The organism is Pyxidicoccus sp. MSG2 (assembly GCF_026626705.1).
GTDB lineage: Bacteria > Myxococcota > Myxococcia > Myxococcales > Myxococcaceae > Myxococcus.
This window is the reverse complement of sequence record NZ_JAPNKC010000001.1, coordinates 770868-790950: the sequence shown is the minus strand read 5'-3', so window position 1 is coordinate 790950 and position 20083 is coordinate 770868. Positions and strand designations below refer to the sequence as shown.

16 protein-coding genes are annotated in these 20083 nt (G+C 69.6%); 14 read left to right on the top strand and 2 right to left on the bottom strand.

All coding sequences use genetic code 11. The annotated features are described in order from the left end of the window. Window positions 1–5 precede the first annotated feature (5 nt). Window positions 6–1940 (bottom strand): diguanylate cyclase, encoded by a 1935-nt coding sequence (locus tag OV427_RS03390; protein ID WP_267854669.1) that lies wholly within the window; start codon window positions 1938–1940, stop codon window positions 6–8. Between the two features lie 181 nt (window positions 1941–2121). Here OV427_RS03390 and pgeF point away from each other — a divergent pair, with 181 nt between their 5' ends. From pgeF to OV427_RS03345, 8 genes are all read left to right on the top strand, one after another. Beyond that, complete coding sequence (gene pgeF / locus OV427_RS03385) at window positions 2122–2880, top strand: peptidoglycan editing factor PgeF (protein ID WP_267854668.1); 759 nt, start codon at window positions 2122–2124, stop codon at window positions 2878–2880. Window positions 2881–2962: 82 nt separating this feature from the next. Further along, window positions 2963–3808, top strand: a complete 846-nt coding sequence (locus OV427_RS03380; protein WP_267854667.1) for a tetratricopeptide repeat protein — start codon at window positions 2963–2965, stop codon at window positions 3806–3808. Window positions 3809–3834: 26 nt separating this feature from the next. Beyond that, on the top strand, window positions 3835–5043 hold the full coding sequence (locus OV427_RS03375) for a LysM peptidoglycan-binding domain-containing protein (RefSeq protein ID WP_267854666.1): 1209 nt from the start codon (window positions 3835–3837) through the stop codon (window positions 5041–5043). Window positions 5044–5202: 159 nt separating this feature from the next. Continuing rightward, window positions 5203–6324: a DNA-processing protein DprA gene (locus OV427_RS03370; RefSeq protein ID WP_267854665.1), complete on the top strand. Its 1122-nt coding sequence runs from the start codon at window positions 5203–5205 to the stop codon at window positions 6322–6324. Between the two features lie 11 nt (window positions 6325–6335). Then, the gene (gene topA, locus OV427_RS03365) at window positions 6336–8894 is read left to right on the top strand and encodes a type I DNA topoisomerase (protein WP_420718242.1); all 2559 of its coding nucleotides are present in this window, start codon (window positions 6336–6338) and stop codon (window positions 8892–8894) included. A gap of 164 nt (window positions 8895–9058) precedes the next feature. Beyond that, window positions 9059–9796, top strand: coding sequence for a MotA/TolQ/ExbB proton channel family protein (locus OV427_RS03355; RefSeq protein ID WP_267854664.1), 738 nt, complete (start codon window positions 9059–9061; stop codon window positions 9794–9796). An 18-nt stretch (window positions 9797–9814) separates the two neighbouring features. Continuing rightward, complete coding sequence (locus tag OV427_RS03350) at window positions 9815–10345, top strand: ExbD/TolR family protein (protein WP_267854663.1); 531 nt, start codon at window positions 9815–9817, stop codon at window positions 10343–10345. A 3-nt stretch (window positions 10346–10348) separates the two neighbouring features. Continuing rightward, window positions 10349–10930 carry an ExbD/TolR family protein gene (locus OV427_RS03345; RefSeq protein WP_267854662.1) on the top strand — a complete coding sequence of 194 codons (582 nt, stop codon included), beginning with the start codon at window positions 10349–10351 and terminating at the stop codon, window positions 10928–10930. A 48-nt stretch (window positions 10931–10978) separates the two neighbouring features. Here the strand turns inward: OV427_RS03345 and OV427_RS03340 are convergent, their stop codons facing one another. Continuing rightward, entirely contained in the window at window positions 10979–11371 is a 393-nt protein-coding gene (locus tag OV427_RS03340; protein WP_420718241.1) for a TraR/DksA family transcriptional regulator, read from the bottom strand. A 270-nt stretch (window positions 11372–11641) separates the two neighbouring features. Here OV427_RS03340 and trmFO point away from each other — a divergent pair, with 270 nt between their 5' ends. The 6 genes from trmFO to hslU all read left to right on the top strand — a co-directional run bounded on the left by trmFO (window position 11642) and on the right by hslU (window position 20052). Continuing rightward, window positions 11642–13009: a methylenetetrahydrofolate--tRNA-(uracil(54)-C(5))-methyltransferase (FADH(2)-oxidizing) TrmFO gene (trmFO, locus tag OV427_RS03335; protein WP_267854661.1), complete on the top strand. Its 1368-nt coding sequence runs from the start codon at window positions 11642–11644 to the stop codon at window positions 13007–13009. Continuing rightward, window positions 13009–14679 carry a gliding motility protein gene (locus OV427_RS03330; protein ID WP_420718346.1) on the top strand — a complete coding sequence of 557 codons (1671 nt, stop codon included), beginning with the start codon at window positions 13009–13011 and terminating at the stop codon, window positions 14677–14679. Before trmFO ends, OV427_RS03330 begins: the two co-directional genes overlap by 1 nt. 111 nt (window positions 14680–14790) lie before the next feature. Then, the gene (locus OV427_RS03325; RefSeq protein ID WP_267854659.1) at window positions 14791–17028 is read left to right on the top strand and encodes a kinesin; all 2238 of its coding nucleotides are present in this window, start codon (window positions 14791–14793) and stop codon (window positions 17026–17028) included. A gap of 54 nt (window positions 17029–17082) precedes the next feature. Further along, window positions 17083–17985: a tyrosine recombinase XerC gene (locus OV427_RS03320; protein WP_267854658.1), complete on the top strand. Its 903-nt coding sequence runs from the start codon at window positions 17083–17085 to the stop codon at window positions 17983–17985. Window positions 17986–18114: 129 nt separating this feature from the next. Beyond that, window positions 18115–18642: an ATP-dependent protease subunit HslV gene (gene hslV / locus OV427_RS03315; RefSeq protein WP_267854657.1), complete on the top strand. Its 528-nt coding sequence runs from the start codon at window positions 18115–18117 to the stop codon at window positions 18640–18642. A 12-nt stretch (window positions 18643–18654) separates the two neighbouring features. After that, window positions 18655–20052 carry an ATP-dependent protease ATPase subunit HslU gene (gene hslU, locus OV427_RS03310; protein WP_324289920.1) on the top strand — a complete coding sequence of 466 codons (1398 nt, stop codon included), beginning with the start codon at window positions 18655–18657 and terminating at the stop codon, window positions 20050–20052. The last annotated feature ends 31 nt before the right edge of the window (window positions 20053–20083 follow it).

Below are 20083 nucleotides of genomic sequence, written 5' to 3'. Positions count from 1 at the left end.
CGCGCCTACGCCTTGGCCACGCCACCCGGCGTGGTGGTGGTGGCGGCGGGCACGTCGGCGGGAGGGGAGTGGGGGCCGCGCTCGCGGCCGGGGTGCATCTCCATGCCGGACTCGTACGGGGTGGTGCGGTTGCGGCCCGTGCGCTTGCTGCAATAGAGGGCCGCGTCGGCGCAGTCCACCAGCTCTTCCTGGGTGGCGGCGTCGGTGGGGTAGTGGGCCACGCCCACGGACACGGTGACGTGGTTGCCGGGCAGGCCGGGCTGGGACAGCAGCACGTTGTCCGCCACCGCGCGGCGCAGCTTCTCCGCCACCTCCACCGCGTCCTCCTTGGAGGCCTGGGGCAACAGCAGGACGAACTCCTCGCCGCCGTAGCGCGCCAGCGTGTCCACCTTGCGCACGCGCAGCCGGAGCGCGTCGCACACGCGGCGCAGCGTCTCGTCGCCCACCCGGTGGCCCGCCACGTCGTTGAGGCGCTTGAAGTGGTCCACGTCCACCATCAGCAGCGCCAGCGGGACGCCGAAGCGCTGCGCCCGCGCCAGCTCCAGCTCCATGCGCTGGAAGAGGTGGCGCCGGTTGGGCACGCCGGTGAGCGGGTCCGTCATGGTGAGCTTCACCGTCTCCGCGTGCAGCCGCGCGTTCTTCACCGCCGTGGCCGCCAGGTCCGCGACGGCTGTCAGCAGCTCGATTTCCTCCGCGGAGAAGCTGGCCACCTCGGGGCGCTGGAAGTTCATCACCCCCAACAGCGTGCCCATGTGCACCATGGGCACCGCCAGCAGCGCGCCCGTGTCCACCGCGCCCTCCACCAGGCCGCGCCGCGCGAAGATGCTGGTGCGGTCACCCAGGTCCGGCAGGTACACCGCCTTGAGCGTCTGGGCCGCGCGCCCGCACGCGCCCTCGCCCAGCGCGAAGGTGAGCCCCTCGGCCGCGCGGCCCTCCGGCCACGCGTGCTTCACCTCCAGCAGCCCCTCCACGTTGAGGAGCATGATGGAGAAGTCCGGAATCTGGAGCCGCTCCACCACCAGCCGGGTGACGGCCTCCAGCAGCTCGTCCAGCTCCAGCGTGGCGTTGAGCGAGCGCGCCACGTCGAAGAGCAGCGACAGCTCGCGCAGGCGTCCCTCCAGCTCCTCCTTGAGGGCGAGCTTCTCCTTCACCACCGCGAGGTCCCGGTGGGTGTCGATTTCCTCCGCCTTCATCGCGGTGAGCCGCGCCAGCATCTGGTTGAAGGCCGCGCCCAGCCGGGACAGCTCGTCCGTGCCCCGCGCGTCCGCGCGCACCAGCAGGTCGCCCGCCTCCGCGCGCCCCATGGCCGCGCTCAGCTTGTGCAGCGGGCGGGTGAGGTTGAAGTGCAGCGCCAGCGCGGTGATGAACGCCAGCAGCACGATGAACAGCACCATGGCGCCCAGCGCGCCGCGGAACATCTCCGTGAGCTGCTGGTGCAGCGTCGGCTCCGCCACGCGCATCTGCAGGACGCTCGCGCCGGGCACCTCGCCCTCCGAGTGGCAGCTGCCGCACTCGGGACCGCCCAGCGGCCGCACCACCTCCGTCACCCCGTCCACGGAGCGTGCCGCCTCCGGCCCGGGCGCCGTCAGCCGTTTGGCCTCCGCATGCTCCTGGCCCACCTCGTCCGGCCGGCGGGACCAGCGGATGTGCCCGTCCGGCGTCAGCACCCGCGCGTCCTCCACCGAGCGGAACAGGCGCGTGTCCGAGCTCAGCACCTCCGCCACCGCCGCGTGGGCCTTGGATGCGCCCGGCGCCTGCGGAAGCGTGAAGGTGGAGGCGACGAACTCCGCCAGCGCCAGCGACTCCACCTGCGTCGCGTCCTGCACCGCCACCTGCGCCTCGCGCCAGAAGTGGCCCACGCCCAGCAACGCCACCACCAGCCCCGGCAGGGCGATGCTCCACAGGAGCTTCCTGCCAACAGTGTCGGGACCCAGGGGCATGCGCTTGTTCGCAGCTCTCCGCAGCGGTGGATTAAACTTGTTTCACGAACTTCCATCGGAATTGTCAATTGGCTGACGCGGACTGTCAAACGTACCGGGACAAGAATTTTCCTGTTCCGGTGGTGTTGCTTCCTTTGCTGCGTCCCGTCATCAGCGGGTTGCTGGCCTCTCCCGGAGTCGCATGTCGACCGCGTTCCTGACGTCCTCGCTGCTGCCCGTTCCCCATGGCTTCGCCACCCGCGCGGGAGGCGTTTCGGAGGGGCCGTACGCGTCGCTCAACCTGGGCTTCTCCACCGGCGACGCGCAGGAGAAGGTGCTGGAGAACCTCCGCCGGCTGGCCACGGGCGCCGGGGCTCCGCTGGGCGCGCTGTGCCGCGTGTCACAGGTGCATGGCGACCGGGTGCTGGAGGCGCGGGGCGGGGAAGGGGAGGCCTTGCGGCCGGTGGAGGGCGAGGCGGATGCGCTTTGGACGGAGGCGCCTGGCACGTGGGTGGCGGTGGGCACGGCGGACTGCGTGCCGGTGCTGCTGGTGGACCCGGACGGACAGCGCGTGGCGGCGGTGCACTCGGGGTGGCGGGGCACGGACGCGGACATCAGCGCGCGGGCGGTGGAGGCGCTGGTGGCGAAGGGCGCGCGGCCGGAGCGGTTGCTCGCGGCGGTGGGGCCCTGCATCCAGCGCTGCTGCTACGAGGTGTCCGGAGAATTGGGCCAGCGCTTCACCGCCCGCTTCGGTGCTGAAGTGGTGGAGGCCGCTGGCGGCGCGGTGAAGCTGGACCTGACACGGGCGGTGCGGCTGACGCTGCTGCGCGCGGGGCTGAAGCCGGCGCACGTGGACGTGCTACCGGCCTGTACCGCATGTGAGCCCGAGCGCTTCTTCTCCCACCGCCGCGACGCGGGGCGCACCGGACGCCACCTCAACTACGTGGTACACCGCTTCTAGCCCCCGAGCGGCGCCGGCCGTTTTCTTGACGCTCTCCGACGGGCCTTCCTATCCTCGGGGTGATCCCCGTCCGAAGAGGCCCGTGCCCGCGCGCTCCGTCATCTTCCGCCTGCTCGCCGCCGCGCCCCTGTGCGTGATGAGCGCTTGCGCCTCCAACGCCGCCAGCCAGGCGGACGTGGGGGCGCTGCGAGCGGAGGTGCAGGCCCTGCGCGAGACGCAGGCCCGGCTGACCGAGCGCCTGCAGCGACTGGAGGCGCACGACGCGGTGGAGAAGGCCCGTACGAGTGGTGCCCCCGCGCGCGCCACGCCCGCGGACGCCAGCGCTTCTGGAGACGGCCTGGGCACCACGCCGGAGCTGGCGGTGGTGAAGCTCAAGCCGCGCAACGAGCCCGCGCCGAAGCTGCCCACCGCGGTGCCCGTGGTGGAGCCGGACACGGAGCAGATGGAGATGTTCATCAGCGCCGTGCCGGAAGGGGCCGCGGCCGCCTCGGGCGGCGAGGCCGCCACCGTGGTCGCCTCGCGCGACGACGACGCGGACGCGAAGGACCCGGACGTGCTCGACGCCGAGTACGACAAGGCCGTGTCGCTCTTGCGTACCGGCAACGTGGAGGGCGGCGTGGAGCGCCTGCGCCGCTTCGCGGAGGAGAATCCGCGCCACCCTCGCGCCGACAACGCGCTGTACTTCAGCGGGCTCGGGCTGATCGGCCTCAGCGAGTTCAAGGACGCCGCGCGGACGTTCGAGCGGCTCATCAAGACCTATCCCGCCGGGGATGCCATGCTGGACAGCATGCTCCGGCTCGCCGAGTGCCGGATGCGGCTGAACCAGGCCGCGGATGCCAAGGCGCTCTACACCCGCGTCGTCACCCAGTTCCCGGGGACGGCCGCCGCCACGCAGGCGGAGCAGCGGCTCGCCGCGCTCCCGCAGTGAAGGCTCTTTCGAAAGGACGTCGTGCGATGCGCTCCCGGATCCTCACCTCGCTGATGTTGAGCCTCGCCGTCGCGCCGGCCTGGAGCGCGCGCGCCCAGCAGGAGGGCACGGAGGAGCAGGACCAGGACACCGGCAGCGAGACGGAGGGCGCCGAGGTCATGGACGAGGCCCCCGAGCGCCCCCAGGGCACCGTGTCCGTCCCGCCGGGCACGCCCAAGGGCCGCGAGAGCGCCCCGGGCGAGGTCCACTCCGTGCAGGACGGTGACACGCTCTGGGACCTGTCCCAGCGCTACCTGGGCAGCCCCTGGTACTGGCCGAAGGTCTGGGCCTACAACCCGGAGATCGCCAACCCGCATTGGATCTACCCGGGCAACCAGGTGCGCTTCTTCGCCTCGGGCGAAGAGGTGCCCACCCGCGTGGGCACGGAGATTGCCGCCGAGGACGTGACGGCGCCCACCGAGATGAGCGGCGGCGACCTGGTGACGGTGACGGGGAAGATTGGCTACGACGTGTCGGCCGCGCGCCCGGTGACGACCCAGGGCTTCGTCACCCAGCGCGAGCTGGACGAGGCCGGCCGGATCGAGGGCTCGTCCTCCGGCGCGCTGATGCTGTCCTTCCCGGACACCGCCTACGTGCGCTTCAAGAAGAAGGGCAGCGCCAAGGTGGGGGACCGCTACGTCGTCTACCACACCACCCAGGCCGTCCAGCACCCGGTGACGAAGAAGAAGCTGGGCTACCTCACCGACTTCCTCGGCACGCTGCGCGTGATTCGCGTGAGCGACAACGTCGTCACCGCGCAGGTGGTGGACACGTGGGACGGCATGGAGCGCGGCGACCTGGTGGGCCCCGTCGGCGAGCGCCTCACCGAGCGCGTGGCCCCGAAGGCCAACGCGAAGGAGCTGCAGGCCACCGTCATCACCGCGCTGGTGCCGTACCTGACGCTGCTCGGCGAGTTCCACACGGTGGTGGTGGACCGGGGCAGCGCGGACGGCGTCCAGCTGGGCAACACCTTCACCATCCTCCGCCAGGGCGACCCGTCCCTCCAGGTGCTCGGCCAGGAGGCGAAGCCGCTCACCGCCAACGAGAAGCGCTTCCCCTGGGAGAACATCGGCACCTGCATGGTGACCGAGGTGAAGGAGCGCACCTCCAACTGCCTCATGACGCGCTCCATGGAAGAGCTCGTTCCCGGCGACCGCGCCGTCATGCGCGTCGGCGAGCCCACCGCCAGCCGCTGAACTCCCGGGGCCCGAGAGCCCGGAACCCGGCAGGAAATGTGCATCCCCTCCGCCAGTGGAGGGGCTGAGTGCTTGACCGGTGGCGGTCCGGTGTCTATGTGTCGCGCCCCTCCCGGGGACCCATCTTCTATATAGGTGGGAAACGGGCAGGGGACGGGTATGGCGGACGCTGAGACGGACAGCCTCACGGCGGAGCAGCAGGCGTGCCTGGCGCTCTGGGCCGTTCCCGGCCTGGGGCCGAGGACGCTGGCCGCCCTGCGCGCCTTCGCGGATGGAAGTCTCGCGGCGCTCGCCTCCGTCCCTGTACGGGACTGGGTGTCCCAGGCGCCGGTCTCCCCACAGGTGCGCAGACGGCTGGCGGCGGTGGACACGCTCCCTCCGCTGGCGGAGCGCGTGCTGGAGGCCTGCCGCCGGGTGGCCATGGGCGTGGCCTTCTCCGGCCAGCACACCTATCCGGACCGCCTGCGGGAGGTGGAGGACGCGCCTCCGCTGCTCTTCTACCGGGGGCGTCCGGGGCTGCCCCGGCGCCGGGTGGCCATGGTGGGCAGCCGCCATCCGGACCACGGCTTCCTGCCCTTTGCCCGGGACTTCGCGAGGAAGGTGGCGGGGGCGGGGGTGGGCGTGGTGTCCGGGGCCGCGGTGGGGGTGGACCAGGCGTGCCACTGGGGCGCGCTGGATGTGGGCGGGGAGACGTGGGCCTTCCTGGGGTCTGCCCTGGATGCGTTGGACCCGGCGCAAGCCCGCCTGCTTCCTCACTTTTTGGGGCGGGGAGGCGTGTTCTTCAGCGAGCTCCCACCTGGGGTCCGGGCGAGCGTTACCACCTTCCCGCGCCGCAACCGACTCATCTCCGGCGCATCCGATGTGGTCCTGGTGTTGAGGGCGGGGAAGAAGTCGGGGGCGCTATACACGGCCCACGCGGGGCGGGCACAGGGGCGGCCGGTGTTCGCGCTGCCCGGGGATGTGAGGCAGGTGGCGGCGGCGGGGTGCAACGAGCTGCTCCGGGACGGGCATGCGAGCGCCTGCATGGGCCCGGAGGATGTGTGGAGGGTGGTGGGCGTTCAGCCGGAAGTCATGGGGCCGCCGGACTACACGGCCTCGTGGGAGGAGCTCTCCGCGGAAGCGAAGGGCACTTATGGAGTGTTGGACCGGGTTCCCCGGACATTTGACGAGGTGCTGGTCGGCAGCACCCTCTCACCGGCGGCGCTCACCGGCGCGCTGGTGGAGCTGGAGTTGACGGGGCTGGTCATCCAGCACCCGGGCAAGCTGTACGAAAAGGTCTAGGTAGGAGAGTCATGGCCACGCGGACGAAGAAGCAGGTGGAAGAGACGGAGGCGGCGGAGGAGACGAAGTCGCCCCGCAAGGCGGCCGCCAAGAAGAAGACGGCCGCCAAGAAGAAGCCGGCGGCCAAGGCGAAGAAGACGGCGGCCCGCCGCCGCGGCAAGAAGGGCGACGACGAGCTGCCCACCGTGGATGCGGACGCGGACGAGGAAGTCGCGCCCCGCGGCAAGGGCCCGCACTACCTCGTGGTGGTGGAGTCTCCCGCCAAGGCGAAGACCATCAAGAAGTACCTGGGCTCCGGCTACACGGTGAAGGCCTCCGTGGGCCACGTGAAGGATCTGCCCAAGAGCAAGATGGGCGTCGACGTGGAGCACGACTTCCAGCCCGAGTACGAGGTCATCAAGGGCAAGGAGAAGGTGCTCAACGAGCTCAAGAAGATGGCGAAGTCCGCCGACAAGGTCTTCCTCGCGACGGACCCCGACCGCGAGGGCGAGGCCATTGCCTGGCACATCAAGGAAGAGCTCGCCCACCCCGACGCCATGCGGGTGACCTTCAACGAAATCACCAAGAAGGCCGTCCAGGAGGCCATCGCCCAGCCGCGCCAGCTGAACCAGGACAACTACGACTCGCAGCAGACGCGCCGCATCCTCGACCGGTTGGTGGGGTATCAAATCTCCCCGCTGCTCTGGCAGAAGATCCGCCGGGGCCTGTCCGCCGGCCGCGTGCAGTCGGTGGCGGTGCGCCTCGTCGTGGAGCGCGAGGCCGAAATCAAGGCCTTCGTCCCCGAGGAGTACTGGTCGCTGGACGCGCTGCTGGCCGGTTCCGCCGGCCCGCCGCCCTTCAAGGCGAAGCTGTCCAAGGTGGACGGCAAGAAGATGGAGCTGAAGGACCGCGCCACCACCGAGGGGCTCGTCGCCGAGCTCCAGGGGGCCGAGTTCGTGGTGGCCAAGGTGGACCGCCGCGAGCGCCGCCGCAACGCGCCCGCGCCGTTCATCACCTCCAAGCTGCAGCAGGAGGCCGCCAACCGGCTGTCCTTCACCGCCAAGAAGACGATGACGCTGGCCCAGAAGCTCTACGAGGGCGTGCCCCTCGGCGAGGAGGGCCAGACGGCGCTCATCACGTACATGCGTACGGACTCCACCCGTCTGTCGGACGACGCGGTGAAGCAGGTGCGCGAGTTCATCGACGGCAAGTACGGCAAGGAGTTCCTGCCGGCCGAGCCCGTGGTGTACCGCTCCCGGAAGAGCGCGCAGGACGCGCACGAGGCCATCCGCCCCACGTCCCTGGAGTACCCGCCCGAGCGCGTGCGGCCCTTCTTCGAGGCCATGGGCGAGTCGGACATGTTCCGCCTCTACGAGCTCATCTGGAACCGCTTCGTGGCGTGCCAGATGATGCCGGCCGTGTATGACCAGACGAGCGCGGACATCTCCGCGGGCCGGGCCACGTTCCGCGCCTCGGGCAGCACGCTGAAGTTCGCCGGATACCTGGCCGTCTACGGCGCGGGCCTCACCCCCGAGGAGGAGGCCGAGAAGGAGAAGGCGAAGGCCGCCGGTGAAGAGGGCGCGGATGGCGCGGACGCCATCGGCGAGCTGCCCTTCCTCACCGAGGGCGAGAAGCTGGCCCTCCAGAAGCTGCTCCACGAGCAGCACTTCACCCAGCCGCCCCCGCGCTTCAGCGAGGCCACGCTGGTGAAGGAATTGGAAGAGCGCGGCATCGGCCGCCCGTCCACCTACGCCGCCATCCTCTCCACCATCCAGGACAAGAAGTACGTGGAGAAGCTGGAGGGGCGCTTCCGGCCCACGGACCTGGGGCAGATGACCAACGAGATGCTGGTCAAGCACTTCCCCCACGAGCTGGACGTCACCTTCACCGCCACCATGGAGGAGAAGCTGGACCAGATCTCCGAGGGCGGCACGAGCTGGAAGGCCGTGCTGCACGACTTCTACGGGCCCTTCAAGGAGACGCTCGAGAAGGCCAAGGCGGAGATGCGCGACGTCAAGCGCGAGGAGATCAAGACCGACATCTCCTGCGAGAAGTGCGGCAACCCCTTCGTCATCAAGTTCGGGAAGATGGGGCACTTCCTCGCCTGCTCGAACTACCCCGACTGCAAGAACACCAAGGACTTCAAGCGGGACGCCGAGGGGAAGATCGTCATCGTGGAGGAGGAGACCACGGACGAGAAGTGCGAGAAGTGCGCCAGGCCCATGGTCATCAAGCGCGGCCGCTTCGGGCGCTTCATGGCCTGCTCCGGCTACCCGGACTGCAAGACGTCCAAGCCCATCTCCATCGGCGTGGGGTGCCCGGAGTGCAAGCAGGGCTACCTCACGGAGCGCCGCAGCGGCCGCGGGAAGATCTTCTTCGGCTGCAACCGCTACCCGGACTGCAAGTTCGCCGCGTGGGACAGGCCCCTGGCCGAGCAGTGCCCGCAGTGCGCGTCCCCGTACCTCCTGCAGAAGTTCTCCAAGCGGGACGGTGCCTACATCGCCTGCCCGAACAAGGAGTGCGACTACCGGCGTGAGGTCGTGGAGCAGGCGGGCGTACCCGGGTCACCGGAAGCCTCCTCGGCTGCTTGAAAGCCCAGTAGTTCCGGAGGGCTGGGCCCTGTCCGTGGCTTGACACGCTCGGCGGGCCCGCCCTAGAAGTCCAGGCTGCCCCCTCCTCGGGGAGAGTCCTGTGGGAGCCCGTGTCCGGCACGGGCCCACCCGGGGGGACGGGCGTCGAAAGGACACCAGGCGCGATGATTCACTCGGTGAGCGAGCTGCTGCTGGACGTGACACTTGCGGCCACGGAGGGCGGCAAGATGGGCGTCACGGACTCCGTCATCAAGTTCTTTAAGGATGGCGGCCCGTTCATGTTCGTGAACCTGTTCTGGCTGGCGTGCTCGCTGGCGGTGGCGCTGGAGCGCATCGTCACCGTGGTGTTCCGCTACAACCTGCCCGCGCCGCCGTTCATGGAGCAGATCGCCAAGCTGGTGCGCAGTGGCAACCTGGACCGCGCGGTGAAGGTGTGCAGCATGGCGCCCAACTCGCCGCTGGCGAAGGTCATCCGCGCGGGCCTGGTGAATGCCAACCGCGGCGAGATTGAAGTGGCCAAGGCGGTGGAAGAGGCCATCGTCGAGCACAGCCCGCACGTGTCCAAGCGCATCCCGTGGCTGTGGTCCCTCGCCAACATCGCCACGCTGGTGGGCCTCGTCGGCACCATCTTCGGCCTCATCGGCACCTTCCAGGCGCTCGGCAACGTGCCGGCGGAGCAGAAGCAGGTGCTGCTGTCCGACGGTATCTCCAAGGCGATGAACAACACCGCCTTCGCGCTCTCCATCGCGGTGCTCTGCATCGTCTTCCACCTGTTCCTCACCTCGTACGCGAAGGGGCTGGTGGAGTCGATGGAGCTCAACGCGCTGAAGCTGGAGAACCTCCTGTCGCGTCGCGGCTCGGTGGACCCGGCAACCACGGAGCTCGAGTCCCGCGCGTCGTAAGGCGCACGGTGCGCGTCCATGGCGTTCCACTACTCCCGGCGCAAGCTGAAGGTCCGTGAGGAAGAAGAGTCGGGCGAGCTGAACATCGTCCCGTACCTCGACATCCTCATGAACCTCATCATCTTCATGCTGCTGTCCATCACGGGCCTCGCCACGTTCGGCATCCTGAACGTGAATGCCCCCAGCTACGGCGCGCCCAGCGCGGGCATGACGCAGGAGGGGCAGGACGAGCAGAAGCTGACGCTGTCCGTGCTCATCTCCAAGAAGGGCCACTTCGTCAGCAGCGAGAATGCCATCCTCGGTCAGGAGGGCGCGGCGGCGGACCAGCCCACCGTGCCGGTGCTGGCGGACGGCACCTACGACTTCCGGGCGCTCAACGCGAAGATGGTGGAGATCAAGGCGGCGTTTCCCAAGGAGACGAAGGTCATCGTCGGCGCGGATCCGGACATCCCCTACGAGGCCCTCACCCAGACGCTGGACGCCATCCGCGAGACGCAGGCCAGCCCGCACCGCCTGCTGTTCCCGGACGTCACCCTCGGGGCGATCTGACCCATGGCCGAGCCGACGACACCCGCCCTGAGCGAGGCCGACGAAGAGACGCTGGCGCGGCTGCGCTACCGCAAGGCGCTGGCGCGCAAGAAGCGCAAGGAGCGCGAGGCCGCGGGGGAAATCAAGGAGCTGAACATCACCGCGATGATGGACATGATGACCATCCTCCTGGTGTTCCTGCTCAAGTCCTTCGCCTCGTCCTCCGCCGCGGTGACGGCGTCCGAGGACGTGCGCCCGCCCGTGTCCACCACGCGCGCCACGCCGAAGGACACCGTGGCCGTCACCATCACCCCCAAGAACATCCTGGTGGGCGAGCGTGAGGTGCTCCGGCTGCAGAACGGCGTGATTCCAGCCGACAAGATTCAGGGCCGGCTGGTGCTGCCGCTGGACGCGCAGCTGAAGAAGGAAGTGGAGAAGCTGAAGTACATCGCCGAGCGGAACCCCTCCGCCCCCTTCAGCCGGGAGCTGTCCGTCATCGCGGACAAGAAGGTTCCCTACGACATGCTCCTCACCGTGCTCTACACGGCGGGGCAGAACGAGCTGGAGAACTACCGGTTCGTCGTCCTCCAGAAGGAAGGCGAGTAGGGCGCTCCCCGGCACGGCGGGAGCGCCCCTCATTCAGCGGACGGAAGGCTAGAGCGAGGGCGTGGCCATGGGCCCGCCGCGCGTCTCCAGCTCGTGGATGCTGGCGTCCTCCTCGCAGCGGATGGCGAAGGGCAGGGCTTCCAGGCGCTCGATTGGAATCTCGAAGCCGCAGTCCACGCAGTCTCCGAAGACGCCCATCTCCATGCGGCGCAGGGCCGCGTCGATGAGCATGATTTCGCGCCGCTGGGACTCGAGCAGGCTGGACAGGGTGTAGTCCGCCAGCTCCGACTGGGCATTCTCCTCGTACTCGGGGTCCCTCTCCTGGTCCTTGAGGGCGGTCAGCTCCCGATGCGCGCCCGCGTTCGCCGTGAGGATTTCCCGGCGCCGGCGCTGGAGGAGCTCGCGAATCCTGTTCAGGTCGTTGCTTCGGGCCATGGCCATGTCTCCGATTGCTCCAGTCTTCGAGTTCATTTCCGCTCGTCCGGATGGAAGGCCGCTCCGGCGCGACGAACGCGAGAAACGTAGGGGTTCAACCCAGGTAGGGAAACCGCGCCTTCCAACGGGGGGCTCCGGTGGGTCGCTGGGCAGGCGGGCAGGCGGCATGCCCTGGGAGACAGTGGTTGACGCGCCCGCTTTCACTTCTGGGAAAGGGCGGCCCGGTCCTGCTAACAGTTCACCGACGGGCGACGGCGCGCGCCCGGGAGGAGCGGGATGGCTGACGTGAAGCAGCGGGTGACGGTGATTGGCGGAGGCCTGGCGGGCAGCGAGTGCGCATACCAGCTCGCCCGCCGCGGCGTGTCCGTGGAACTGCGCGAGATGAAGCCGCACAAGCGCTCGCCGGCCCACAAGTCGGACCAGTTCGCGGAGCTGGTGTGCAGCAACTCGCTGCGCTCGGACAACCCGGAGAGCGCCATCGGCCTGCTGCACGCGGAATTGCGCGCGCTGGGCTCGCTGGTGCTGGGCACCGCGGACGCGCACCGCGTGCCCGCGGGTGACGCGCTGGCGGTGGAGCGCGAGCGCTTCTCCGGTGCAATCACGGAGACGCTCCACCGCATGGCGGGCGTGGAGGTGGTGGCGGGCGAGGTGGAGCGTCTGCCGGACGAGGGCCCGGTGGTGGTGGCCACGGGGCCGCTCACGTCGGACGCGCTTACCCGCGAGCTGGAGCGGCACGTGGGGACGAAGCTCTACTTCTACGACTCCATCGCCCCCATCATCTCCGGGGACTCCATCGACCTGAACGTGGCCTTCCGGCAGAGCCGCTACGGCAAGGGCGGCGGGGACGACTACCTCAACCTTCCGATGACGCGCGACGAGTACTACCGCTTCATCGCCGAGGTGAAGGCCGGCCAGAAGGTGGTGCCGCACGCTTTCGAGGAACCGAAATACTTCGAAGGGTGTCTGCCGATTGAAGTGATGGCGGAGCGCGGCGACGACACGCTGGCCTACGGGCCGATGAAGCCGGTGGGCTTGAGAGACCCTCGCTCGGGCCAGGAGCCCTATGCGGTGGTGCAGCTGCGCATGGAGGACACGGCGGGCACGTCATGGAACATGGTGGGCTTCCAGACGCGGCTGACGTGGGGTGAACAGAAGCGCATCTTCAGCACGTGCATCCCCGGCCTCCAGCAGGCGGAGTTCCTGCGGATGGGGCAGATCCACCGCAACACCTTCATCGACTCGCCCCGGCTGCTGTCGCGGGACTTGTCGCTGAAGTCGGAGCCGAGGCTGTACTTCGCGGGGCAGATTTCCGGCGTGGAGGGCTACGTGGAGAGCGCGGCGTGCGGGTACCTGGTGGCGCTGGCGCTGCACGCGAAGCTGACGGGGAAGGAGTTCGTTCCGCCTCCGGCCACCACGGCATTGGGCGCGCTGTTCCGTCACGTGACGGGAGAAGCGCACCCACCGGACTACCCGCACCAGCCCTCCAACATCATCTTCGGCCTCTTCCCGCCGCTGGCCGGGCGGGTGAAGAAGGCGGACAAGCGGGCAGCGTACTCGGCGAGGGCGAAGCAGGCCCTGGCGGAGTGGCTACCGCACGCGGGCGTGCCGGGCACGCCCGAGCACGGGGAACAGAGGAGCGCATGATGCGGACGCGGCAGGGGCGACTTCTGGGTGCAGGTCTACTGGCCGCGCTCGCGGTGGCGGGTGCGGGCTGCAAGAAGGGGAATGAGGGCAGCGGCGGCGCGGCGGCGCCCGCGGCCAGCAGTGGCTCGACGGGTGGAAGCGCGGCGCGCGCGCCGGCTCCCAGCCGTGGCGCACCGGAAGCGGGACAGGGGCTGCTCCTGGCGGCGGGCCGGGCGGCGGACCTGCGCGTGACGCCGGACGGGCTGAAGGCCACGTACCTGCTCAACGGCCAGAAGCCCCGGCTGGACGGGATTCCTCCGCAGATGCTCCTGGGGCAGCTCTACGTCGTCCCGGTGGAGGGCGGCGAGCCGCGCAAGCTGGGCGAGGGCGTGACGAACGTGCCGGGTGGGCAGCTCGTCACGCCGGACTCGAAGCACGCGCTGTTCCTCGCGGGCTACAACCCGGCCTCGCAGTCGGGCGCGCTGACCGTCGCGGCGCTGGACGACGCGAAGTCGGAGCCCGCGGTGCTGGGCACGGCGGTGAGCTACATGCTGCCCAGCCCGGACGGGACGCGGCTGGCCTTCGTGGACGCGGGCCGGCTGAAGCTGGGGCCGCTGCCCTCGGGCCCCTTCACCGAGGTGGCGGGGGAAGTGAGCACCGCGCAGTTCACCCCGGACGGGAAGACGCTGCTCATCAAGCGCCGGCTGACGGCGGCGGGTGGGCTGGCGGCGGTGTCCGTGGAGCAGCCGGAGGTGGCGCCGCGCAAGCTGGCGGACCAGGTGGGCGACTACGCGGTGTCTCCGGACGGACAGCGCGTGGCCTTCCAGGTGCGCAGCGAGTCCGTGCGCGGGCTCTACGACTTGTACCTGGCGGAGGTGCCGGCGCTGAAGCCGAAGCGGCTGGCGGTGGCGTCGAGCGCCTTCGCCTTCTCGCCGGACAGCAAGTGGCTGGGGCGCACGGAGAACGGGAAGCCGGACGTGCCGGGTGATTTCTACGTGGGGCCGGCGGCGGGCGGTGCGGGGCGCAAGCTGGGGGAGCGGGTGGAGAAGTTCGCCTTCTCGCCGGACTCGCAGGCGGTGGGCTTCCTGGAGAAGTACGACCAGACGGCGGGCGCGGGGCTGATGGCGGTGGCGGCGCTGCCGGACGGGGCGACGAAGCAGGTGGGGGGCCGCGTGCCCAACTTCCTGTGGGGCTCGGATGGGAAGTACGTGTTGTTCCTCTCGCGCTTCCTGAAGCCCGAGTACTCGGTGGACCTGATGCTGTACGCGCTGGGCACGGAGAAGGCGGAGAAGGTGCACAGGGGCGTGTTCGGCTACGGCTTCATGCCGGGCAACACGCAGGTGGTGTTCCGCTCGAACTGCATCCGCAACGGTCGCGCGTGTGACTTCAAGGCGCTGGGGCTACCGCGCAACGGCGAGCCGCAGACGTGGATCCAGGGCATGTTCAGCTACAAGCTGTCCGAGGATGGCCAGCGGGTGCTCTTCACGTACGCGCGGATGGACTCGGACACGTATGACGTGGCGGTGTACGACGTGAAGACGCAGGCGCGCAAAACGCTCGACCAGGGCGTGCAGGTGCCGGTGTCGTTCGCGGGCAAGGGCGACTCGCGCGCCGTGTACATCATCGCGCAGGGACCGAAGGCGGGCGTGTACAGCGTGCCCGCCACGCTCGAGACGGCCGCGCAGAAGTAGTCCGGCGGCCGGTTCGAGCACCGTGAAGGACGGGGGGCGGAAGCGGATTCACCGCTCGCCCTCGCCGGAAGCGTGCAGGACCTCGGGCGGTGTGCTTACTTCCGCCGCCCGATGGCCTCTCTCATCTATCGCCGCTATGGCGGCTCGCTCCAGGTGGACCTTCCCTCCTTCGACGTGCTCGAGGAGGCGGTGCGCATCCCCGAGACGCAGTGGATTGCCACCGCGTGTCCACTGGAGGGGCTGAACTGTGACTCGCGCTTCCTGACGTTCCTGGACACGGACGGCAACGCCCGCATCCGCGTGGCGGAGGTGCGCGCCGCGGTGGAGTGGGCGGCGAAGCAACTGAAGGACCGCAAGGGCGCGGACGAGGGCAGCCCCGTGCTGGAGCTGGGTGCCCTCACCGAGGAGGCCCGGCCGCTGCGGAGCGCGGCGGAGACCATCCTCCGGACGCTGAAGGCGCCGGACATGGCGCGAATCTCGCTGGACCAGGTGCGGGCCAGTGACCCGGCGCTGCGTGCGGCGGGGCAGAACGGGGACGGCATCGTCTCCCCGGCGCACCTGCCCGAGCAGCTGCGCCCGCTGGCGGTGGACCTCATGGCCTGCTTCCCGGAGGTGAAGAACCGGGCGGGTGAGGCGGGCATCGACCCGGCCATGGTGCAGCGCTTCCGCGAGGAGCGCACGGCCCTGCTCGCGCACCTGGACGCGCGCGGCGCGGTCTTCACCCTGGGCGACGCGAGCCTGGACACGGCGAAGCGCATCCGCGAGGTGGCGCCATGGTTGGACGCGTACTTCGTGCAGTGCCGGCTGGTGGCCGCGCAGCCGGAGGCCGCCGCGAGCCTGCGCCTGCCCGCCGGGCGGGTGGAGGGCGCGCTGGGAGACGTGGCGGCGCTAGGGAAGGCTGCGGGAGATTTGCCCATCGCCCCGCCCGAGCCCGCGGGCGTGCTGGAGTGGTCCCGCATCCACCGCGGTCCGGCGTACGAGACGCTGGAGGCGTTCCGCCGTGACGTGGCGACGCAGGTGACGGGCGACGCGAGGCGGCTGACGGACCCGGCCTGGCGGGAGATGTTGGCGAAGGCGGACGCGGTGCTGGCGTGGCAGGCGAAGCTCGACGCGAGCCCGGTGCGCAAGGTGGTGGAAGCGCGCCCCACTGTCGAGGCCACGGACCTGGCGGCGATTGAATCGGCGTGCGCCGCGGACCTGCTGCTGAAGCCGACGCTGGACGCCATCGTCGAGCTGGAGCGGTTGGTGCTCTACCAGCGCTGGCTGCTGGTGTTCGCGAACAACTTCATCAGCATGCCCAACATCTACCTGCCGAGGCGGCTGGCGCTGGTGGAGAAGGGGACGCTCATCCTCGGCGGGCGCAAGTACACGCTGTCGGTGCTGACGACGAATCGGGCTGCACATGCGGCGCTCACGGCGCAGGGGACGACGTGTGTCCTCTACGTCCAGGTGGCGCCGAAGGATGGGGCGCCGAGCTACGAGGTGGCGGTGCCCGTCACGCGCGGGCGGAGCACGGACCTGGTGGTGGGCAAGCGCGGCATCTTCTACGACGTGGACGGCAAGGAGCACGACGCCACGGTGACCCAGGTCATCCGCCAGCCCGTGTCGCTGTGGGAGGCGATGACCATGCCCTTCACGCGCATGGGTGCCTTCATCACCAGCAAGGTGGAGGGACTGGCGACAGCGGGGGAGAAGACGTTCGATACGACGTTGGAGAAGGGCTACACGCAGGCAGTGGTGGCTCCTCCCGCGGCGGGTGCTGCTCCGGCAGCGGCGGCTCCGGCCACGGGTGGCATCGCGGGGATGGTGGCGGCGGGCAGCATCGCGGCGGCGGCGCTGGGTTCTTCGTTCGCATTCATCGTGACGCAGGTGAAGTCGCTGACGTTGATCGACCTCATCTCGGCTGCAACGTTGATTGCGATTGTGGTGATGGCTCCGGCGGGATTGCTGGGCTGGCTGAAGCTGCGGCGGCGCAACCTGGCATTGCTGCTGGAGGGCTCGGGCTGGGCGCTGAATGACCGGCTGATGCTGACGCCCGCGCTGTCGTCGCTGGTGACGCGGCGTCCGAGGCTGCCCAAGGGCGCGCGGGTGGATCGGATGGACATGGTGCGTCCGGAGCTGGCCCGTCAGCAGGAGGAGGACGGGGAGACGGAGGGCCTGTCCGGCTGGGCGCGGCTGGGCATCGCGTTGCTGGTGATATTCGTCCTGCTCTGGCAGGTCCGCATCCCGATTCTCACCGCGATGTGTGGGGCGCGCTGGCTGTCCGAGGACACCTGCGCGGTGGTGCTGCCGTCATCGGTGGAGCCTGCTCCCGCGGCGCCTCCGGCGGCGGCACCCGCGACGAAGTAGGCACCGGGCCGGGAATCTTGCGAGGATCTCCCGGCCCCGTAGGCTGACCGCGCCATGACGAACCTGTCGCCACTGCTGGAGCAGTTCCGCGTCCACCTGGAGGACGAGAAGGGCACGTCCCCGCACACGGTGCGGAACTACCTCATCGACCTGGTGGACTACGAGCGCTACCTGGTGGAGCGGATGAAGCTGTCGCTCCTGGCGGGCACGCACGCGGCGATTCGCGGCTACCTGGGCACGCTGAGCACGGACCATGCTCCCGCGAGCCGGGCGCGACGGCTGGCGAGCATCAAATCTTTCTACAAGTACCTCGTGCGGCAGAAGCTCTTGCCGGCCAGCCCGGCGAAGTTGGTGAAGAGCCCGAAGCTGCCGAAGGCACTGCCCAAGGTTCTTCCGGTGGAAGAGGTGTTCGCGCTCCTCGATGTGCACGACCTGAAGACGGTGCTCGGGCTGCGGGACAAGGCCATCCTCGAGCTGCTCTACGCGGGGGGGCTGCGCATCAGCGAGTTGTGCGGCCTGGACACGCTGGACGTGGACCGGAGCGGGCGCATCGTCCGGGTGATGGGCAAGGGCAGCAAGGAGCGGCTGGTGCCCGTCAACGCGCAGGCCATTCGCGCGTTGGAGGCCTGGCTCGCGCGCCGGGGCGAGCTGCTGGCCACGCCCAAGGCGGGGCAGTCCCCGGAGGCCATGTTCCTCAACTTCCGCGGAGGCCGGCTGACGCCGAGAAGCATCGCGCGGCACCTCGATGCCCACGTGCTCAAGTGCGCGCTGGCGCGCAAGGTGAGCCCGCATGCGCTGCGCCACTCGTTCGCCACGCACCTGCTGGGTGGCGGCGCGGACATCCGCAGCATCCAGGAACTGCTCGGCCACGCGAGCCTGTCCACCACGCAGCGGTATACCCAGGTGACGTGGGAGCAGTTGCAGCAGGTCTACGACGCCGCGCATCCGCGGGCGTGAGCGGGCGGAGAGACAGGGCCGCGACTGATTCCGGGCCACCACCTTCCGGGCCCATGAACGGTACTGGAGCGGACAGCCAGTCACTGTTCCTTGGAAATGCGGGCCCCGGCTTGTTAGACCCGGGGCCCTATGTTCCACGGCACCACCATCCTCTGCGTGCGGCGCGACGGGAAGGTCGCCATCGCCAGCGACGGCCAGGTCTCCTTCGACAAGACCGTGATGAAGAACACGGCGAAGAAGGTCCGCAAGCTCGGTGAGGGCCAGGTGCTCGCTGGCTTCGCCGGCAGCACCGCCGACGCCTTCACCCTCTTCGAGCGCTTCGAGGGCAAGCTCAAGGAGCACCAGAAGAACATGGCCCGCGCCTGCGTCGAGCTCGGCAAGGACTGGCGCACCGACCGCTTCCTCCGCCGTCTGGAAGCCCTCCTCATCGTCGCCGACAAGGAGAAGACCTTCATCCTCTCCGGCGCCGGTGACGTGATTGAGCCCGACTACGGCATCGCCGCCGTGGGCAGCGGAGGCCCGTACGCGTTCGCCGCCGCGCGTGCCCTCATGGCCCACACCCAGCTTCCCGCCCGCGAGGTGGCCCAGCAGTCCCTGTCCATCGCCGGCGAAATCGACATCTACACCAACTCGAACATCTCCATCGAAGAGCTCTAGGAGTCACCGCCCGTGGCCGAACCGCGAAAGATGTCCGCCTTCACGCCCCGCGAGGTCGTCAGCGAGTTGGACCGCTACATCGTCGGGCAGAACGCCGCCAAGCGGGCCGTGGCCATCGCCCTGCGCAACCGCTGGCGCCGCCAGCAGGTCTCCGACGACCTGCGCGACGAAATCCACCCGAAGAACATCATCATGATTGGCCCCACCGGCGTGGGGAAGACGGAGATTGCCCGGCGCCTCGCGAAGCTCGCGCAGGCCCCCTTCGTCAAGGTGGAGGCCTCCAAGTTCACCGAGGTCGGCTACGTCGGCCGCGACGTCGAATCCATGATTCGCGACCTCGTCGAAGCCGCCATCGGCCTCGTCCGCGAGGAGGAAACAGAGAAGGTCCGTCCCCGCGCGGAAGAGCTCGCCGAGGACCGCCTCATGGAATTGCTCCACAACGGCGGCGCGCCGCGCCCGTCCACGCCGCCGCCCTTCGGCTTCTCCCCTCCGCCGCAGCCCGCGCCCCAGCGCCTGGGCGACTCCGAGCGCGAGAAGCTCCGCGCCCAGCTGCGCGCCGGCACGCTCGATGACCAGTACATCGAGCTGGAGACCGCCGATTCCGCGCCCACCTTCATGCGCGGCTTCTCCGGCCAGGGCATGGAGGAGATTGGCGTCAACCTCCAGGACCTCTTCAAGAACATGCCGGGCATGAACAAGACGCGCCGCCGCCGCGTGCGTGTGCCCGAGGCGCTCCAGCTGCTGCGCCAGGAAGAGGCCGCGAAGCTCGTGGACCCGGACCGCGTCCAGCGCGAGGCCGTCCTCAGGGCCGAGTCCAGCGGCATCATCTTCATCGACGAAATCGACAAGATTGCCAGCCGCGAGGGCGGCAAGGGCGGCGGTGGTCCGGACGTGTCTCGCGAGGGCGTCCAGCGCGACATCCTCCCCATCGTCGAGGGCAGCACCGTCACCACCAAGTACGGCATGGTGAAGACGGACCACATGCTCTTCATCGCCGCGGGCGCCTTCCACGTCTCCAAGCCCAGCGACCTCATCCCCGAGCTGCAGGGCCGCTTCCCCATCCGCGTGGAGCTGGAGCCGCTGTCCGGCGAGGACCTCATCCGCATCCTGCGCGAGCCGAAGAACTCGCTCCTGCGCCAGTACACCGCGCTGCTCGCCACCGAGGGCGTGCGCCTGTCCTTCACCGACGACTCCGTGACGGAGCTGGCGCGCATCGCCCAGCAGGCCAACGAGCGCACGCAGAACATCGGCGCGCGGCGGCTGCACACCGTGCTCGAGCGGTTGCTGGACGAGGTGTCCTTCTCCGCCACGGAGATGGGCCCTCGCGACTTCCAGGTGGATGCCGCTTATGTGCGTGAACGCCTGACCTCCATCGTCCAGGACGAGGACCTGTCGCGCTACATCCTCTAGCGCGCTATATGCGCGCTTCAGGCCCTGAAGA